This is a genomic window from Pseudomonas khorasanensis, from assembly GCF_014268505.2.
Classification (GTDB): Bacteria; Pseudomonadota; Gammaproteobacteria; order Pseudomonadales; family Pseudomonadaceae; genus Aquipseudomonas; species Aquipseudomonas khorasanensis.
In genome coordinates this window covers 17,668-34,321 of the sequence record NZ_JABWQP020000011.1, presented here as the reverse complement: position 1 = coordinate 34,321, position 16,654 = coordinate 17,668, and the positions used below count along the sequence as shown (strand labels likewise).

The window sequence follows — 16,654 nt, the reverse complement described above, 5'->3', positions numbered from 1 at the left end:
GCCAAAATGGTGAACGCCCTCACCATTTTGGTGATTTGCAGTTTTTATCCTTTATTTTCAATGATTTGAAGAAGCTATAAGCTTATAAAAAATATTCTTGATCAATCGAAGAATCGCGACTAGCTTGTATTCCTGACAGCACTGACAGGAATACGACTCGCAGTGCAGTCCACCCATAAAACATCTAGAACCGATACAAGTCGGTCATGCCTGCGAGGAATCCGGAATGTCTCTGTTGATCCGTGGCGCCACCGTTGTTACCCATGATGAAAGTTACCGCGCCGACGTCTATTGCGCCGATGGCGTGATCAAAGCCATGGGTGAAAACCTCGATATTCCCGCCGGCGCCGAAGTGCTCGACGGCAGCGGCCAATACCTGATGCCCGGCGGCATCGACCCGCACACGCACATGCAACTCCCGTTCATGGGCACGGTGGCCAGCGAAGACTTCTACAGCGGCACGGCGGCGGGTCTGGCCGGGGGCACCACGTCGATCATTGATTTCGTCATTCCCAATCCGCAACAGTCGCTGATGGAAGCTTTCCACCAGTGGCGCGGCTGGGCGGAAAAATCCGCATCCGACTATGGCTTCCACGTTGCGATCACTTGGTGGAGCGAGCAGGTGCGCGAGGAAATGGCCGAGCTCGTCAGCCACCACGGTGTCAATAGCTTCAAGCATTTCATGGCGTATAAAAACGCGATCATGGCGGCCGACGACACGTTGGTGGCGAGTTTCGAACGCTGCCTGGAACTGGGCGCGGTGCCGACCGTGCATGCGGAGAACGGCGAGCTGGTGTATCACCTGCAACGCAAGCTGATGGCCCAGGGAATTACCGGCCCGGAGGCACATCCATTGTCGCGCCCCTCGCAGGTCGAGGGTGAAGCGGCGAGCCGCGCCATTCGCATCGCTGAAACCATCGGTACGCCGCTATATCTCGTTCACGTTTCGACCAAGGAAGCCCTCGACGAAATCACCTATGCACGCAGCAAGGGTCAACCGGTGTACGGCGAAGTGTTGGCCGGGCATTTGCTGCTCGACGACAGCGTCTATCAACACCCCGACTGGCAGACCGCCGCCGGTTACGTGATGAGCCCGCCGTTCCGCCCGCGCGGCCATCAGGAAGCGCTGTGGCACGGACTGCAGAACGGTAATCTGCACACCACCGCCACCGACCATTGCTGCTTTTGCGCCGAGCAAAAAGCCGCCGGGCGAGACGATTTCAGCAAGATCCCCAACGGCACCGCCGGCATCGAAGACCGCATGGCCTTGCTCTGGGATGAAGGGGTCAACACCGGGCGGTTGTCGATGCAGGATTTCGTCGCGCTCACCTCCACCAACACGGCGAAAATCTTCAATCTCTATCCACGCAAAGGTGCGGTCCGCGTGGGCGCCGATGCCGACCTGGTGCTGTGGGACCCGCAAGGCACACGGACCATTTCAGCCAAGACCCACCATCAGCAGGTGGACTTCAACATCTTCGAAGGCAAGACCGTGCGCGGCGTGCCGAGCCATACCGTCAGCCAGGGCCGGGTGGTCTGGGCCGACGGCGACCTGCGCGCCGAGCGCGGCGCCGGCAGGTACATCGAACGGCCGGCATACCCGGCGGTGTTTGATCTGTTGAGCAGGCGGGCTGAGATGCACAAACCGACGGCCATTAAACGCTGAAACCGAGGCCTTCGGCCTTCGGCCTTCGCGAGCAGGCTCGCTCCCACACTTGAAACACGTTTCCCTGTAGGAGCCGCCGAAGGCTGCGATCTTTTGACTTTGATCTTTAGAAGCAAGATCAAAAGATCGCAGCCTTCGGCAGCTCCTACGCGGGAATTAGGCCAATGCCCGAAAGAGGCAGTTACCGTGAGGCACACCACCGTGATCGAGACCCTGAACCATCTCCCCCACCCGCACGAAAGCACGGCTGCCCTCGCCGCGCACTTCACTGATCTGGCGCCGCCGCTCAATGCCCGGCAGGCGCATCTGGAAGCCTCGCGCTGCCTGTATTGCTACGATGCGCCGTGCGTGAATGCGTGCCCGAGCGAAATCGACATCCCGTCGTTTATCCGCAACATCCATCAGGACAACGTACAAGGCGCGGCGCAGAAAATCCTGTCGGCCAACATCCTCGGCGGCAGTTGCGCACGGGTCTGTCCGACCGAAATCCTTTGTCAGCAGGCCTGCGTGCGTAACAACGCTCAGGAGTGCGCTCCCGTGCTGATCGGCTTGCTGCAACGCTATGCCGTCGACAACGCGCACTTCGCCGAGCACCCGTTCCAGCGCGCTCCCGCCACCGGCAAACGGATTGCGGTGGTCGGTGCCGGGCCGGCGGGTTTGTCCTGCGCCCATCGCAGCGCCATGCACGGCCATGATGTGGTGATTTTCGAGGCGCGGGACAAGGCTGGCGGCCTCAATGAATACGGTATCGCCAAGTACAAACTGGTCGATGACTACGCGCAGAAAGAGCTGGATTTCCTCCTGCAGATCGGCGGCATCGAAATCCGCCATGGGCACAGACTCGGTGAGAACCTGACCCTCAGCGAACTCCATCAACAGTTCGACGCCGTGTTCCTCGGCCTCGGTCTGAATGCCAGCAAGCAGCTCGGGCTGGCGAATGAAGATGCGCCGGGCCTGCTCGCCGCCACGGATTACATCCGTGAACTGCGCCAGGCCGATGACCTTGCGCAATTGCCTTTGGCCGAACGCTGCATCGTCCTCGGCGCCGGCAACACCGCGATCGACATGGCGGTGCAAATGGCTCGCCTCGGCGCGCGTGATGTGAATCTGGTCTATCGCCGTGGCGCGGCGGACATGGGCGCGACCGGTCATGAACAGGACATCGCCAAAGCCAATCAGGTGCGCCTGCTGACCTGGGCGCAACCGGAGCACGTGTTGCTCGACGATCAGGGCCGCGTGCGCGGCATGCGTTTCGCCCGCACCGCTCTGGTCGACGGGCGCCTGCAAATCACCGGGGAAACCTTCGAGCTTGCGGCAGATGCGATCTTCAAAGCCATCGGCCAAAGCTTTGACGGCAGTGCCCTCGGCGATCCGCTGGCGCGGGAGCTCAAGCGTCAGGGCGAACGCATCGAGGTCGATGAAAATCTGTGCACCAGCATCCCCGGCGTGTATGCCGGCGGTGACTGCACCAGCCTCGATCAGGACCTCACCGTGCAAGCGGTACAACATGGCAAACGCGCCGCCGAGGCGATCAACGCTCAACTGATGCTCAACGTGGAGGCTGCGTAAATGGCCGATCTCTCGATAGTCTTCGCCGGCATCAAAGCGCCCAATCCGTTCTGGCTGGCCTCCGCGCCGCCGACCGACAAGGCCTATAACGTCGTGCGCGCCTTTGAAGCAGGCTGGGGTGGCGTGGTCTGGAAAACCCTCGGTGAGGACCCGGCGGCGGTCAACGTCTCCTCCCGTTATTCGGCCCATTTCGGCGCCAACCGCGAAGTGCTCGGCATCAACAACATCGAGCTGATCACCGACCGCTCGCTGGAAATCAACCTGCGTGAAATCACTCAGGTGAAAAAGGACTGGCCAGACCGCGCGCTGATCGTTTCGCTGATGGTGCCGTGCGTCGAGCAATCGTGGAAACACATCCTGCCGCTGGTCGAAGCCACGGGCGCTGACGGTATCGAACTGAACTTCGGCTGCCCCCACGGCATGCCCGAACGCGGCATGGGCGCAGCGGTCGGTCAGGTGCCGGAATACGTCGAGCAAGTGACGCGCTGGTGCAAGACATATTGCTCGCTGCCGGTGATCGTCAAACTGACGCCGAACATCACCGACATCCGCGTCGCTGCACGGGCGGCGCACCGTGGTGGCGCGGATGCCGTGTCGCTGATCAATACGATCAACTCGATCACCAGCGTAGACCTGGAACACATGGTCGCCCTGCCCACCGTCGGCAGCAAAAGCACCCACGGCGGTTATTGCGGTTCGGCGGTCAAGCCGATTGCGCTGAACATGGTCGCCGAAATTGCCCGTGACCCGCAGACCCAAGGCTTGCCGATCTGCGGCATCGGCGGCATCGGCAGCTGGCGCGACGCCGCCGAGTTCATGGCGCTGGGCAGCGGCGCGGTGCAAGTGTGCACGGCGGCGATGCTGCATGGTTTCCGCATTGTCGACGAGATGAAGGACGGCTTGTCGCGGTGGATGGACAGCCAGGGTTACGCCAACATCGCCGAGTTTTCAGGGCGTGCGGTAGGCAATACCACGGACTGGAAATACCTCGATATCAACTATCAGGTCATCGCGAAAATTGATCAGCAGGCGTGCATTGGTTGCGGGCGCTGCCACATCGCGTGCGAGGACACTTCGCATCAGGCGATCGGCAGCCTCAGGCAGGCCGACGGTACGCATAAGTACGAGGTGATTGATGAGGAATGCGTGGGCTGCAATCTGTGCCAGATCACCTGCCCGGTAGCGGACTGCATCGAGATGGTGCCGATGGAAACGGGCAAGCCTTTTCTGGATTGGAACCATGATCCGAGGAATCCGTATCACGTCAGTCTCTGAGGTCAGCGGCGTCTGATCCGGCGCCTTCGCGAGCAGGCTCGCTCCCACACTTGGAATGCATTTTCCCGTGGGAGCGAGCCTGCTCGCGAAGAGGCCAGCCCGCCCACCAAAAAGATTCAGGGCTCCAATCCGATCCCGCGCAGGATCACCCCTGTCACCGTCTGCACCGCTCGCTCAAACTGCATGTCCGACAATGGTTGATGGTCGTTGAGGATATTCACCTGATGATCAAAGTCCGCGTAGTGCTGCGTGGAGGCCCAGATCATGTACAGCAAACCCGAGGGCTCGACCGGCAGGATCCGTTTGTCCTCGACCCACTGACGAATCTTCGCTTCCTTCATCTTCGCCCAGTCATACAGGCTCGCATCCAGCGCCTCGCCCAGGGTCGGCGCGCCATGGATGATCTCGTTGGCCCAGACCTTGGAGCCATACGGACGGCTGCGCGAGTGGTTCATCTTGGCGCGGATGTAACTGCTGAGCACCACGCGCGGATCGTCGAACATTTCGAAGCACAGCGCGTCCTGCTTCCACACTTCCAGCAGATCAAACAGCACCGCACTGTACAGTTCGCTCTTGGTGCTGAAGTAGTAATGCACATTGGAACGCGGCAATTGCACTTCGGCAGCGATGTCCGCCATGGCGGTGCTGCCGAAGCCTTTTTCGGCGAAAACCTTTTCCGCCGCCAACAGAATCTTTTCAACGTTACTGCGGCGAATTTCGATCTTGTGATTGCCCATGTGGGCTCCCTGACAACAGCGTTGCTCAAGACTAGCATCCGCTCTAATCCGGGCGCGACCGCCGCAGATAAACTTTACCCGCCGGGGGGCTTATTGCACGGCGTTCATCCCGATACCGACAGGCGTTTGGTCACTCGCCCTCAAATTACCCTCAACCTGCCCGGCCATGTGCAGCGCGCCGGCCATAACGCCCGTTGTCGGATTCTGCACCAGCTTCATCCAGGCCTTGTCGAACGTGTTGCCGAGGCTGCTGCGAATCAACGCCTCGCTGTCCGGGCGGTCGTTGGCCTGGATGATTGCGCGGATGCCGGCCACGCCGACTGAAATCATTGCCCCGGCCAGTTTGCCCGCCGCTGCCGCGACCGCACTGGCGGCGCCGCGCGGGGCCATTTCCGCTTCGATGCGCTGGCTGGCGCGTTTGGCCACCGGGGCCATGGCCGCGTCGGTGGAGGAAATACCCTTGGCGCCGCCGTCGGTGTGAATCTTGTCGATGAGCGCCGCGTAGGCCGGCAGAGTGTTCAGCGGTTCGGTGCTGATGACCTTGAACAGCGACGCATCCCGGGCCTGTGGTGGGCCGAGGGCAATGGCTGGGATCTTTTGCAGGCGGCCGTTGAGCTGCGCGATGGGTACGCCGTGACGCTGGGCGATGAGCGGCATCTGCTGCGCCATCAACTGCGCATAGAACGCGGTGGCTTGAGCCAGAATCGCATCCGGATCGACCTCCACCGCTACCGGCGCCAGCACCCTTTCCTGATATTGCTCAAGGAGATACGTCGCCAGCCGTTTCGCCGACGCGTCCTGCTCGCCGCCAGCGCTGATCGTGTACCAGCTGACCTTCATCGACAGCCACTCCTGGGTCCAGTAGCTGCTGAACCAGGGGATGAAATTTTCTTCAGTTTGCTGATAGACCCGCGTGCGCCAATGTTCCATCGAGCCCCGGGCGAACAGCTTGACCTGCCCGGTGGCCTGCTGCGAGGCGTTGAGGATTTCGCGGTCGATCTGTTGCCAGGTCGCGGACGACACCACCACGGCTTGCGGCGCAGTCACCGGGGCCCGGGCCGACGTGGCGCAGCCGGCCAGCAGAAACAGTGCGGCGACGAACAGCGCACGCAGGTTCACGGTGGGGGTGTCCTTTGGGTTGGGAGGTGCTGGTTTGAGTATAGGTGGGTCAGACAGAGTTGATGCTGGATGCCCGGCCCCCTTCGCGAGCAAGCTCGCTCCCACATTTGAAAAGCATTCCCCTGTGGGAGCGAGCTTGCTCGCGAAGAGGCCATCAGCTGCACCGGTAACCTCAACCATCACCGCCATCGATACTCACCATCGCCACGATTGCCTTCCGCCCTCCCATGATGAAAGGCACGATTAGCTCATCCGAAACACAACGAGGCGTTCACATCATGATTTACACACAAGTCACCCTCTCCGTGAGTTTCCCAGTGTTCGGCAGCAACTATTACCAACAACACGTCGCGTCGCGCAAAGCGCAGGCGTTGGTGTTCAACGAAGATTTCGAAGATCTGCTGATGCCCGCCGCCAGCAATCATTTCAGCAATGAAGTGGTCGGCCTCAACGATCAATTCCGTTTTCTGAGCGACATACTCGCCACCCATTTGCTCGATCACGAGGCCTCGATGCCTGCGCGATCCCGCGTCCAGGCGAACGCTCGTTTTTTCAACTGAAGGCTGATGCAAAAAGGCCGTTCCTTTTGGGGAACGCCCTTTTTGCATTCAATCAGTCATCATCGCGATCACGGTGATAACGGCGGCCATCGCGGCGGTCGTCATCGCGATCGTCCCAGCGCCGGTCATGGTCGTAATAGCGGCCATGGTCGCGGTCGTAGTGCCGGCCATGCCGGTGATCATCATCAAAATCCGCAATACAGCCGCTCAGCAATACGGCGGCGGTCACGGTCAGCAGCATCGTTGTCGCTTGCTTCATTCAACACTTCCCTAAAACCCGAGTCTTGACGACGGAAATCGCCACGCTGCCCTGCCTTCAGGACGCAGTGCGCGTAGCCGCAGATACGACCGGGCAAAACCGTGTTGATTCAGTGGCCACTATCGACCGTTTGTCGGCCCGTTCGCCACGCCCAAACAGCGGCTCGATGCCACCTATACTGCTTGCAACCAACCCCCACGCAATGGATCTGCGCCCTCAATAACAACAAGCAGAGGTGGACCATGGTCTGGCAGCAAATTTACGACCCGTTCGGCAACCCGGTGCTCTCCACGCTGATGGCCGCCGTACCGGTGGTGGTGATGCTTGCGGCGCTGGCGTTCTTTCACGTCAAGGCGCACCTGGCAGCGTTACTGGCGCTGGCTTCGGCCTTGCTGATTTCGATCTTCGCCTTCGACATGCCGGCGGGCATGGCCGGTTCGGCGGCGTTGTTCGGCGCGGCGAATGGTTTGCTGCCGATCGGCTGGATCGTGCTCAACATCATTTTTCTGCATCGCCTGACCACCGAGAACGGCTCGTTCAAAGTGCTGCAGGATTCCCTTGCGCGCATCACCGATGACCGGCGTTTGCAGTTGCTGCTGATCGCCTTCTGTTTCGGTGCATTCTTTGAAGGGGCGGCAGGTTTTGGCACACCGGTGGCGGTGACCGGTGCGATTCTGATTGGTCTGGGCTTCTCACCGTTGGCCGCGTCCGGCCTGGCACTTATCGCCAACACCGCGCCGGTGGCATTCGGCGCGCTGGGCACGCCAATCATTACCCTGGCCAAGGTTACCGGGCTGGACGAAATGGAACTGTCGATGATGGTCGGGCGGCAGTTGCCGTTCTTCTCGGTGCTGGTGCCGTTCTGGTTGATCTGGGCTTTTGCCGGGTGGCGCAAGATGCTTGAGGTGTGGCCGGCGATTCTGGTGGCCGGCGTGAGTTTCGCGATTCCGCAATTCGTCGTGTCCAACTATCACGGGCCGATGCTGGTGGACGTGATCGCCGCGCTGATTTCCATGGCCTGCCTGACACTGTTTCTCAAGGTGTGGAAACCGGCGACCATTCACACCTCGGCGGCGCTGTCCGGTCGCGTCGATAATTCCAAAGTCGATGAAGAGAAAGTCACCGCCAGCGCCGCGTTCAGCGATCAGGCGCGCCCGGCGGTCATGCGCGCGTGGATGCCGTGGATCATTCTCACCGTGTTCGTGTTTGCCTGGGGCACCCAAGGCTTCAAGAACCTGTTCGACACTCGCCCAGTGATCGACCCGGTCACGCAATCGGCCAAGCTCGATCCACAGGGCAAGCCGATGCGAGAGGCCAATCCGATCTTCGCCCCAGCGGTCACTTTCACCAGCCTGCACCTGCAAATCGAGAAAATCCCGCCCGTGGTCGCGGCGCCCAAAGCCGAGGAGGCGGTGTACAAATTCAATTGGCTGACGGCGACCGGCAGCGGGATTCTGCTGGCGGCGATTGTCGGCGGTTTGCTGATGGGCTATTCGATCCCGCAACTGATCAAGCAGTACCTGCGCACGCTGTGGGTGGTGCGGTTTTCGTTGATCACGATTGCAGCGATGTTGGCGCTGGGATTTCTCACGCGCTATTCGGGACTCGACGCGACCATGGGCCTGGCGTTCGCGGCGACAGGTATTTTCTACCCGATGTTCGGCACCTTGCTCGGCTGGCTGGGTGTGGCGCTGACCGGCTCCGATACCGCCTCTAACGTGCTGTTTGGCGGCTTGCAGCGGGTGACCTCGGAACAACTGGGGATCAGCCCGGTGCTGATGGCGGCGGCAAACAGTTCCGGCGGTGTGATGGGCAAAATGGTCGATGCCCAGTCGATTGTCGTCGCCTCCACCGCGACCCGTTGGTACGGCCACGAGGGTGAGATCCTGCGTTACGTGTTTTTCCATTCGATCGTGCTGGCGATCCTCGTCGGCGGGCTGGTGACGCTACAAGCGTACGTACCGCCGTTCACCTCGATGGTGGTGGGCGGGCCTTGACCGGATAAACACATCTCCACTGAGGGAGCGAGCCTGCTCGCGAAGGAGCCAGCACATCCAGCATCGGCTGGGTCTGACCCGATGCTTTCGCGAGCAGCCTCGCTCCCACAGGTTGATTGATGAACTGAGCACATAACTCTATAGCGCAAATCCGACAAAACCTTTTCCTCCCTCCTGCGGTCACTCCTTCTACGAGACCGGCATGCATGCCGGCACGCCCATCCGGGCCATTTGAAACCCTGCCGCCCGATGAGAGACAAGGAATCGAACCATGACGATTTCCCGACGCAACTTTTTGATCCTCGGTGCCGTAACCGCGACGGCGTTCGCAATGCCCCCCTTTATCAGCCTCAAGGCCTACGCGGCCAGTCTGGAGCAACCGGCCATGAGCAAAATCACCCTGCAAGTCAATGGCAAACCCCGTGAACTCGAAGTAGACACCCGCACCACCCTGCTCGACGCCTTGCGCGAAAACCTGCACCTGACCGGCACCAAAAAAGGTTGTGACCACGGTCAGTGCGGCGCCTGCACGGTGATCGCCGACGGCCGCCGGATCAATTCCTGCCTCACCCTGGCGGTGATGCATGACGGCAGCGAAGTCACCACCATCGAAGGCCTTGGCATGCCTGACAAGCTGCACCCGATGCAAGCCGCGTTCATCAAGCACGACGGTTACCAGTGCGGCTATTGCACGCCGGGCCAGATCTGTTCGGCGGTGGCGGTGCTCAAGGAAATCCGCGACGGCATTCCCAGCCACGTCAGCCCGAGCCTGACCGAGCCGCCGCAGCTGATCGCGGCCGAACTGCAGGAACGCATGAGCGGCAACATCTGCCGCTGCGGCGCCTACTCGAACATCATCGAAGCCATCACTGAAGTCGCGGAGGTGCCGGCATGAGGGCCTTCAATTACACCCGCGCCGACTCCCCCGCCGCAGCCTCGCAGGCCGCGCAAGTCGAAGGCGCAAAATTCATCGCCGGCGGCACTAACCTGCTGGACCTGATGAAGCTCGACATTGAAACTCCCGCGCACCTGATCGACGTCAACCACTTGGGCCTGGATCAGATCGAAGCCACGCCCGAGGGCGGTCTGCGCATCGGCGCACTCGTGCGCAACACCGACCTGGCCGCCGATGCGCGCGTGCGCAAAGACTACGCCCTGCTCTCCCGCGCCCTGCTCGCCGGGGCGTCCGGGCAATTGCGCAATATGGCGACCACTGCCGGCAACCTGCTGCAGCGCACCCGTTGCCCCTACTTCTACGACACCCACCAGGCGTGCAACAAACGCAATCCCGGTAGTGGTTGCTCGGCCATCGGCGGAGTCACTCGGCAGTTGGCAGTCATCGGCGTCAGCGACGCGTGCATTGCCACTCACCCGAGCGACATGGCCATCGCCATGCGCGCGCTCGATGCACAAATTGAAACGGTGAGGCCCGACGGCAGCACGCGCAGCATCCCGATGGCTGATTTGCATCAATTGCCGGGCAATACCCCGCATATCGAAACCAGCCTCATGCCCGGCGAATTCATTACCGCCGTAACGCTGCCCGCGCCGGTCGGTGGTACGCACATTTATCACAAGGTGCGTGATCGCTCGTCGTACGCGTTTGCGCTGGTCTCGGTCGGGTTGATTCTGCAGGAGGATGGCACGGGCCGAGTTGCCGTCGGCGGCATCGCGCCGAAACCTTGGCGGGTCGAAGCGGCGGAGGCGCTGTTGCCCAAAGGCGCAAAAGCCGTCAGCGAACGCCTGCTCGAAGGCGCCACCCCCACCGATGACAACCACTTCAAACTGACACTGGTCGAGCGCACGCTGGCCTCGGTGTTGGCGCAAGCGAGGGAAACGGCATGAAATTCGACACGCCCGCCACCACCAATCCCATCGATCGACTCAAGGTCATCGGCCAGCCCACCGAGCGTATCGAAGGCCCGCTCAAAACCAGCGGTCAAGCCACCTACGCCTACGAGCAACACGAGGCGGCAGCCAACCAGGCTTACGGTTTCATGGTCGATTCGGCCATCGCCAAGGGGCGGATCAAAGCGATCCATCTGGACGATGCCAAAGCCTCTCCCGGTGTGTTGGCGATTGTTACCGCCGAGAACGCCGGCAAGCTCGACAAAGGCGATTACAACGCCGCGCACCTGCTCGCCGGGCCCGAAGTCCAGCACTATCAACAGGCCGTCGCGCTGGTAGTCGCCGAAACGTTCGAACAGGCACGCGCCGCGGCGCAATTGGTCAAAGTCGATTACGAAACCACTGACGGCAAGTTCGACCTGGCCGGCGTGAAACATCTGGGCGTCGAACCGAAAGACGAGTTGCCTGACGTCAATCACGGCGACTTCGACAAGGCGTTTGCCGCCGCGCCGGTGCAGTTCGATCAGACCTACACCACCCCGGACCAGTCCCACGCAATGATGGAGCCGCATGCAACGCTGGCGGCATGGAAAGGCGATCAGTTGACGCTGTGGACGTCGAATCAGATGGTCGCCTGGAGCGTTGGCGACATCGCGAAAACCCTGGGCCTGCCCAAGGAAAAAGTCCGGCTGGTCTCGCCATACATCGGCGGCGGTTTCGGCGGCAAGCTGTTCATCCGCGCCGACGCGATCCTCGCCGCCCTCGGTGCGCGCATGGCCGGCAGACCGGTCAAAGTCGCCCTCGCCCGCCCGCAAATGGCCAATAACACCACACACCGCCCGGCGACAATTCAGCGCATTCGCATGGGCGCCACGGCCGATGGCAAGCTCACCGCCATCGCTCACGAAGGCTGGTCCGGCAACCTCGCCGACGGCAAGGTCGAACTCGCGTCGCAGCCGAGCCAGTTGCTCTACGCCGCCGAAAACCGCCGCGTGAGCATGCGCCTCGCGCCGCTCGACCTGCCCGAAGGCAACGCCATGCGCGCACCGGGTGAAGCGCCGGGCTTGATGGTGCTGGAAATCGCCATGGACGAGATGGCTGAACGGTTGAAAATGGATCCGGTGCAGTTCCGCATTCTCAACGACACCCAGGTCGATCCGGTGAAAACCGAGCGACCGTTCTCCCAGCGCCAACTGGTCAAATGCCTGCAGATCGGTGCCGAAAAATTCGGCTGGAATCAACGCAATGCTAAACCCGGTACGCGCCGCGAAGGTCGCTGGCTGATCGGCATGGGCGTAGCGGCGGCGTTTCGCAACAATCTGCTGGTCAAGTCCGGCGCCCGCGTACGGCTGGAACAAGATGGCAAGGTCATCGTGGAAACCGACATGACCGACATCGGCACCGGCAGTTACACGATCATCGCGCAGACCGCCGCGGAAATGATGGGCGTTGGTCTGGATGATGTGGTGGTGCGCCTGGGTGACTCCGACTTCCCGGTGTCGGCCGGCTCTGGCGGTCAGTTCGGCGGTAACTGCTCGACCGCCGGGGTTTATGCCGCGTGCGTGAAACTGCGCGAAGCGGTGGCGACCAGGCTCGGACTGGCGGCCGATCAGGCCGAGTTTGCCGATGGCCAAGTGCGCGTCGGCAACCAAAGCCTGCCGCTGCGCAACGCCGCAGAAGGCGGCGCGCTGGTCGGTGAGGACAGCATCGAGTTCGGTGATCTGGCCGAGAAATACCAGCAATCGACGTTCGGCGCGCACTTCGCCGAGGTCGCCGTCGATGCGGCCACCGGCGAAGTCCGCGTGCGGCGCATGCTCGCGGTGTGCGCGGCAGGACGGATTCTCAACCCGACCTCGGCGCGCAGCCAAGTGATCGGCGCGATGACCATGGGCGTCGGCGCGGCGTTGATGGAAGAACTGGCGGTGGACAAACGGCTGGGCTTTTTCGTCAACCATGATCTGGCGGGGTATGAAGTGCCGGTGCATGCCGACATTCCGCATCAGGACGTGATTTTCCTGGATGAAACCGACCCGATCTCTTCGCCGATGAAGGCCAAGGGGGTCGGTGAGCTGGGGATTTGCGGCGTGAGCGCGGCGGTGGCGAATGCAATCTACAACGCCACCGGAGCCAGGGTGCGCGAGTATCCGATCACGCTGGACAAGATTCTTGATTCGTTGCCTGAGATGATCTGAGGTTCGCGCGGTTTTCAAGCCAGGTCGGGCTCGCCCTGGCTTGAAAACATTTACGGCTCCCGGCACACCGCGTCCATCACCCGATATCCGTCAATCAGCGGCGCGTTGCGTACATCAACGTCGATGCGACACGTCTGCGCCTGCGTCTCGCCCCATTTCATCTGATAGACCTTGCCCTCGCCCATCGCCAGCAAGACCTGACCGGCCTGACCGACCACACCGGCGCTGACGCCCTTTGCGTCGGTGACTGTGGTGCCAAACGGCGGCAAATGGCCATTTTGCAAACGCACATTGAGCAAAACCTTTTGCGTGCGAGTGGCGGCAAAGCTCGCCTTGACCACGGCACCCCTTCGCGGCACGACATTTGTAACGCCTTCGGCGATGTCGACACTGTTGTCCAGCTCACCAGTGTCCAGCGCCACGCGGTTTTTACGGTAAGGCGTGACGTACGGCACCAAGGCGTAACCCTTGTCATTGGTCAGGGTTCCGGGGGCGTTGAGCACGCCAACTTTCGGCGTGTCCTTGACTTCTACCAGCGCCACGGTTTCGCCCAGGGTATGGCCGAACTCCAGCCCGTCACTGTGCCCGAGGACCGAGCCGGCGGCGCTGACTGACGTTTGTCGATAGCCACTGCCCACGCTGACACCCGCACCGAGCTGGGCAACCTGTGCGCGATAGCCGATCAGCGCCGAACCGTTGTTGCCGCCATTGTTCGAGCGGTTGGCGTTGACGTTGTAGTTGAGGTTGCCGTCGCGCCCGCTCAGGCCGGCGCGCTGGTCAAGGCTGCCGTCGTTATTGCGCGTGACCGTGTAGGTGCCGGTGCTGCGGGTCTGGCCGATCGGCATCGAGACGGTGAACACTACCTGGTTGTTCTGGCCAAAATTGTCGGTGAGCGTCTTGCTGGCGTAGACGCCGTATGTCACACCTTTGTGCTGGGTATTGAAGCCCAACTGCATCTGTTTGTCTTCGCGCGATGTGCCCCAGTAATTCTGTTTGCTGACGTTCAGGTAAAACGAGCCATAGCCGTCCAATGCCTGGTTGACACTGGCCTCGACTTTGCTGCGCCTGGAGAAATTGTTCCAGTCATTGGGTTCCTGCAGACTCACCGCCTCGTCGAAGTCGCGATAGCCTTCGGTGGAATAGCGGTAGCCAGCAAAACGCACCGATGTACCGGTTTCGAATGCCTTGCCGTAGCGTACCCCGTAGCTCTGACCTTTTTCCTTGCCAGCTTTGGCGGAGCTCGTGGTCGAACCCTGAGGCACGTCGGTTTGCGCCTGGGTCAGGTCCAACGACACAGCGCCGAGACTGCCCAGACTCTTGCCGACGCCGACCACACCGGCGCGATAAAACTCGGCGCCGAGCAAGCCACCGTACAGCGTCAGATCGAACGGCAGGCCATACGCCAAAGACGCTTGCGCAAACGCCGGGCGATGGCCGCCGTCCACAGCGTTGTATTCGCCGGCTGTCACGCTGTAACGCCAGGTTTTTTCCCGCAGCATGTTTGCCAGCGTCGCGTAGGGCTGAGTGAAACGGCGCTCGCGGCCGTCCGCTTCGGTTATGATCACCTCAAGGTCGCCACTGCCCGAGGCGGCGTTGAGGTCGTCGATTTCAAACGCGCCCGGCGCAACGTATGTGGTGTACAGCGAGTAACCGTTCTGGCGCACTTCAACCTTGGCCTGGGTTTCGGCAATGCCACGAATGATCGGCGCATAACCTTGCATCGAATCCGGCAACATGCCCATGTCGGACGCGACCTGCGCGCCCTGAAACGGAATGCTGTCGAACACATCCCCGGGAGTGAAACTTTCGCCCAGAGTCAGCGTGCCCTTGATCGCGGTCAGATCTCGCTGTGCGTAGGTGTTGCTGTGCTGCCAGTCCTGCTGGCCGTCTTCGTCCTGCCGAAACGAGCTGCTGGAACGAAAGCGCCAGTCACCGAGATTGAAGCCACCGTTGGCGTAGAGGTTGTATTGCGTGCCACTGCCACGGGAGTTGCTTTGGGTATTGGCTGCGGAGAACTGATAATTGAGCATTGCCGCGTTGATCCCTCGGTCCCATTCCTGCGGCGCGACATAACCGGCGGCATCACGGCGCAAGGCAATCTGCGGCACGCTGATGTCCAGTGCAAGACGCGCCCCATCGAAGCTGACCGAAGCGCCTTCAATCAGGCGTGGCAAATCGATGCAATCAGGAAACGCCTGGCCTGGAGTCTGAAACGCTTCAACCTTGACCCCGAGTTCTCTGAGAAATGCTTCAGACAGGCAGGAACGCACTTCAGCGCTCTTTTCATCTTTGGCAAAAGTCATGTCGCGACGATCGAAAAAGCTCTGGTTCAGACGGATCACAACCGGATAGGTGCCTGGCCCGATCGTGCCACTGTTAGCGATGGCGTCCAGGTCGAGATTGGGGCCGGCACTGCTGCCGCCAAACGACTGCATGAAGCTTGCGTCAAACTTCGCCGGTTCGTCAGCACTGGCCACACCGCTCAGCAGTGCCACGAAAATCGCCATAGACAAGCGCACCGGGGTAAACGGCACGGTCGGGCAATGAAGTTTCAAGGCGTCGGTTCGCATGACAAATACTCAATACGCTGCCGCCACGCTGTAAAAACAGCGCGTGGGCTTGTTCGCAAGGAAAAGGACGAAGACGTTAAGGCGCGCGATTCAGAGCGACTTTTCTTGGCTCGGTATAACCGCCGTAGTCGTTGATGGCAGAGAACTCGACGTCACCGGAGTGAGCGCTGAAACCGGGCAGCGGGTAGCGCTGGCTGCTCAAGGGCGCGACCATTTTTGGCTCGTTGACTTCGATGCTCTTTCCGCCGTCGATGACTTTCACGCCGATAAACGAAACGTGAAACACCGACGGGTTATTGACTACCAGCATCGGTTTGCCCTGCACTTGCTCAAGGCTCCAGCGCAATTGCCCCGGTGCGTCGACCGCGCTGCCCTTGAGGCCGGCCGGGCGGTAAAACAGTTTGATGCGGGTGCGCATGGCGATCTTCAGGGTGTTTTCGTCAGCCTTGCCGGCAACCGGAATTTCCTGCGCATTGAAATAGAACACCGATTCGCGATCCTCAGGCAGGTTGCCGGGTACCTTCTGGATGCGCACCATTTGTTCCTTGCGGGGGTCCAGGCGAAATAGCGGCGGCGTCGCCACAAATGGCGTCGCGGTGTTGAGGTCATCCGCTTCAGTGTTTACCCAGGTTTGCACGGCGTAAGGCGCGGGTGTGGTGTTGCTGACGGTGATCGACGCATCGCGCTTGCTGCCTTCGTAGACGATGCGCGTGCCGCCGAGCATCACACCGGCCTGACTCAAAGCACTGACCAGCGTGCTGCCCAATAACACCAGGGCAACCGCTGTACTTTTGAAAGTGATAGGGAACAGCGACATTGCATTCATCCTCAAGTCAGCACAACTGCACGAGTCATGCTGTGG

Annotated in this window: 13 protein-coding genes; 8 read left to right on the top strand and 5 right to left on the bottom strand. The window is 61.0% G+C overall.

Annotated elements, in window-relative coordinates; translation table 11 throughout:
• Nucleotides 1-226 precede the first annotated feature (226 nt).
• The 3 genes from hydA (at nucleotide 227) to preA (ending at nucleotide 4,510) form a co-directional block, all read left to right on the top strand.
• Nucleotides 227-1,666, top strand: coding sequence for a dihydropyrimidinase (gene hydA / locus HU727_RS20045; RefSeq protein WP_186533392.1), 1,440 nt, complete (start codon nucleotides 227-229; stop codon nucleotides 1,664-1,666).
• Nucleotides 1,667-1,867: 201 nt separating this feature from the next.
• Entirely contained in the window at nucleotides 1,868-3,235 is a 1,368-nt protein-coding gene (locus HU727_RS20040) for an NAD(P)-dependent oxidoreductase (protein ID WP_186533425.1), read from the top strand.
• On the top strand, nucleotides 3,236-4,510 hold the full coding sequence (preA, locus tag HU727_RS20035; RefSeq protein WP_186533393.1) for an NAD-dependent dihydropyrimidine dehydrogenase subunit PreA: 1,275 nt from the start codon (nucleotides 3,236-3,238) through the stop codon (nucleotides 4,508-4,510).
• Nucleotides 4,511-4,626: 116 nt separating this feature from the next.
• Here the strand turns inward: preA and HU727_RS20030 are convergent, their stop codons facing one another.
• Both HU727_RS20030 and HU727_RS20025 read right to left on the bottom strand, forming a co-directional pair.
• Nucleotides 4,627-5,247, bottom strand: coding sequence for a TetR/AcrR family transcriptional regulator (locus HU727_RS20030; RefSeq protein ID WP_186533394.1), 621 nt, complete (start codon nucleotides 5,245-5,247; stop codon nucleotides 4,627-4,629).
• Nucleotides 5,248-5,337: 90 nt separating this feature from the next.
• The gene (locus HU727_RS20025) at nucleotides 5,338-6,366 is read right to left on the bottom strand and encodes a hypothetical protein (protein WP_186533395.1); all 1,029 of its coding nucleotides are present in this window, start codon (nucleotides 6,364-6,366) and stop codon (nucleotides 5,338-5,340) included.
• Nucleotides 6,367-6,644: 278 nt separating this feature from the next.
• On the opposite strand from HU727_RS20025, the gene HU727_RS20020 reads away from it, so the two are divergent.
• A complete protein-coding gene (locus tag HU727_RS20020; protein WP_186533396.1) occupies nucleotides 6,645-6,926 on the top strand; it encodes a hypothetical protein in 282 nt (93 codons plus the stop codon).
• Nucleotides 6,927-6,978: 52 nt separating this feature from the next.
• Here HU727_RS20020 and HU727_RS20015 read toward each other — a convergent pair whose 3' ends face one another.
• Nucleotides 6,979-7,185 carry a hypothetical protein gene (locus tag HU727_RS20015; protein WP_016775135.1) on the bottom strand — a complete coding sequence of 69 codons (207 nt, stop codon included), beginning with the start codon at nucleotides 7,183-7,185 and terminating at the stop codon, nucleotides 6,979-6,981.
• 242 nt (nucleotides 7,186-7,427) lie between these two features.
• Between HU727_RS20015 and HU727_RS20010 the strand changes: the two genes are divergently transcribed.
• From HU727_RS20010 to paoC, 4 genes are all read left to right on the top strand, one after another.
• Nucleotides 7,428-9,182, top strand: a complete 1,755-nt coding sequence (locus tag HU727_RS20010) for an L-lactate permease (protein ID WP_186533397.1) — start codon at nucleotides 7,428-7,430, stop codon at nucleotides 9,180-9,182.
• 271 nt (nucleotides 9,183-9,453) lie between these two features.
• A complete protein-coding gene (paoA, locus tag HU727_RS20005) occupies nucleotides 9,454-10,077 on the top strand; it encodes an aldehyde dehydrogenase iron-sulfur subunit PaoA (protein ID WP_186533398.1) in 624 nt (207 codons plus the stop codon).
• Entirely contained in the window at nucleotides 10,074-11,027 is a 954-nt protein-coding gene (locus HU727_RS20000; RefSeq protein WP_186533399.1) for an FAD binding domain-containing protein, read from the top strand. The genes paoA and HU727_RS20000 overlap by 4 nt, the downstream gene beginning before the upstream one ends.
• Nucleotides 11,024-13,222: an aldehyde oxidoreductase molybdenum-binding subunit PaoC gene (gene paoC, locus HU727_RS19995; RefSeq protein WP_186533400.1), complete on the top strand. Its 2,199-nt coding sequence runs from the start codon at nucleotides 11,024-11,026 to the stop codon at nucleotides 13,220-13,222. Before HU727_RS20000 ends, paoC begins: the two co-directional genes overlap by 4 nt.
• A gap of 50 nt (nucleotides 13,223-13,272) precedes the next feature.
• Here the strand turns inward: paoC and HU727_RS19990 are convergent, their stop codons facing one another.
• On the bottom strand, nucleotides 13,273-15,792 hold the full coding sequence (locus HU727_RS19990; RefSeq protein ID WP_186533401.1) for a fimbria/pilus outer membrane usher protein: 2,520 nt from the start codon (nucleotides 15,790-15,792) through the stop codon (nucleotides 13,273-13,275).
• A gap of 76 nt (nucleotides 15,793-15,868) precedes the next feature.
• Nucleotides 15,869-16,609, bottom strand: a complete 741-nt coding sequence (locus HU727_RS19985; protein WP_186533402.1) for a fimbrial biogenesis chaperone — start codon at nucleotides 16,607-16,609, stop codon at nucleotides 15,869-15,871.
• Between the last annotated feature and the right edge of the window lie 45 nt (nucleotides 16,610-16,654).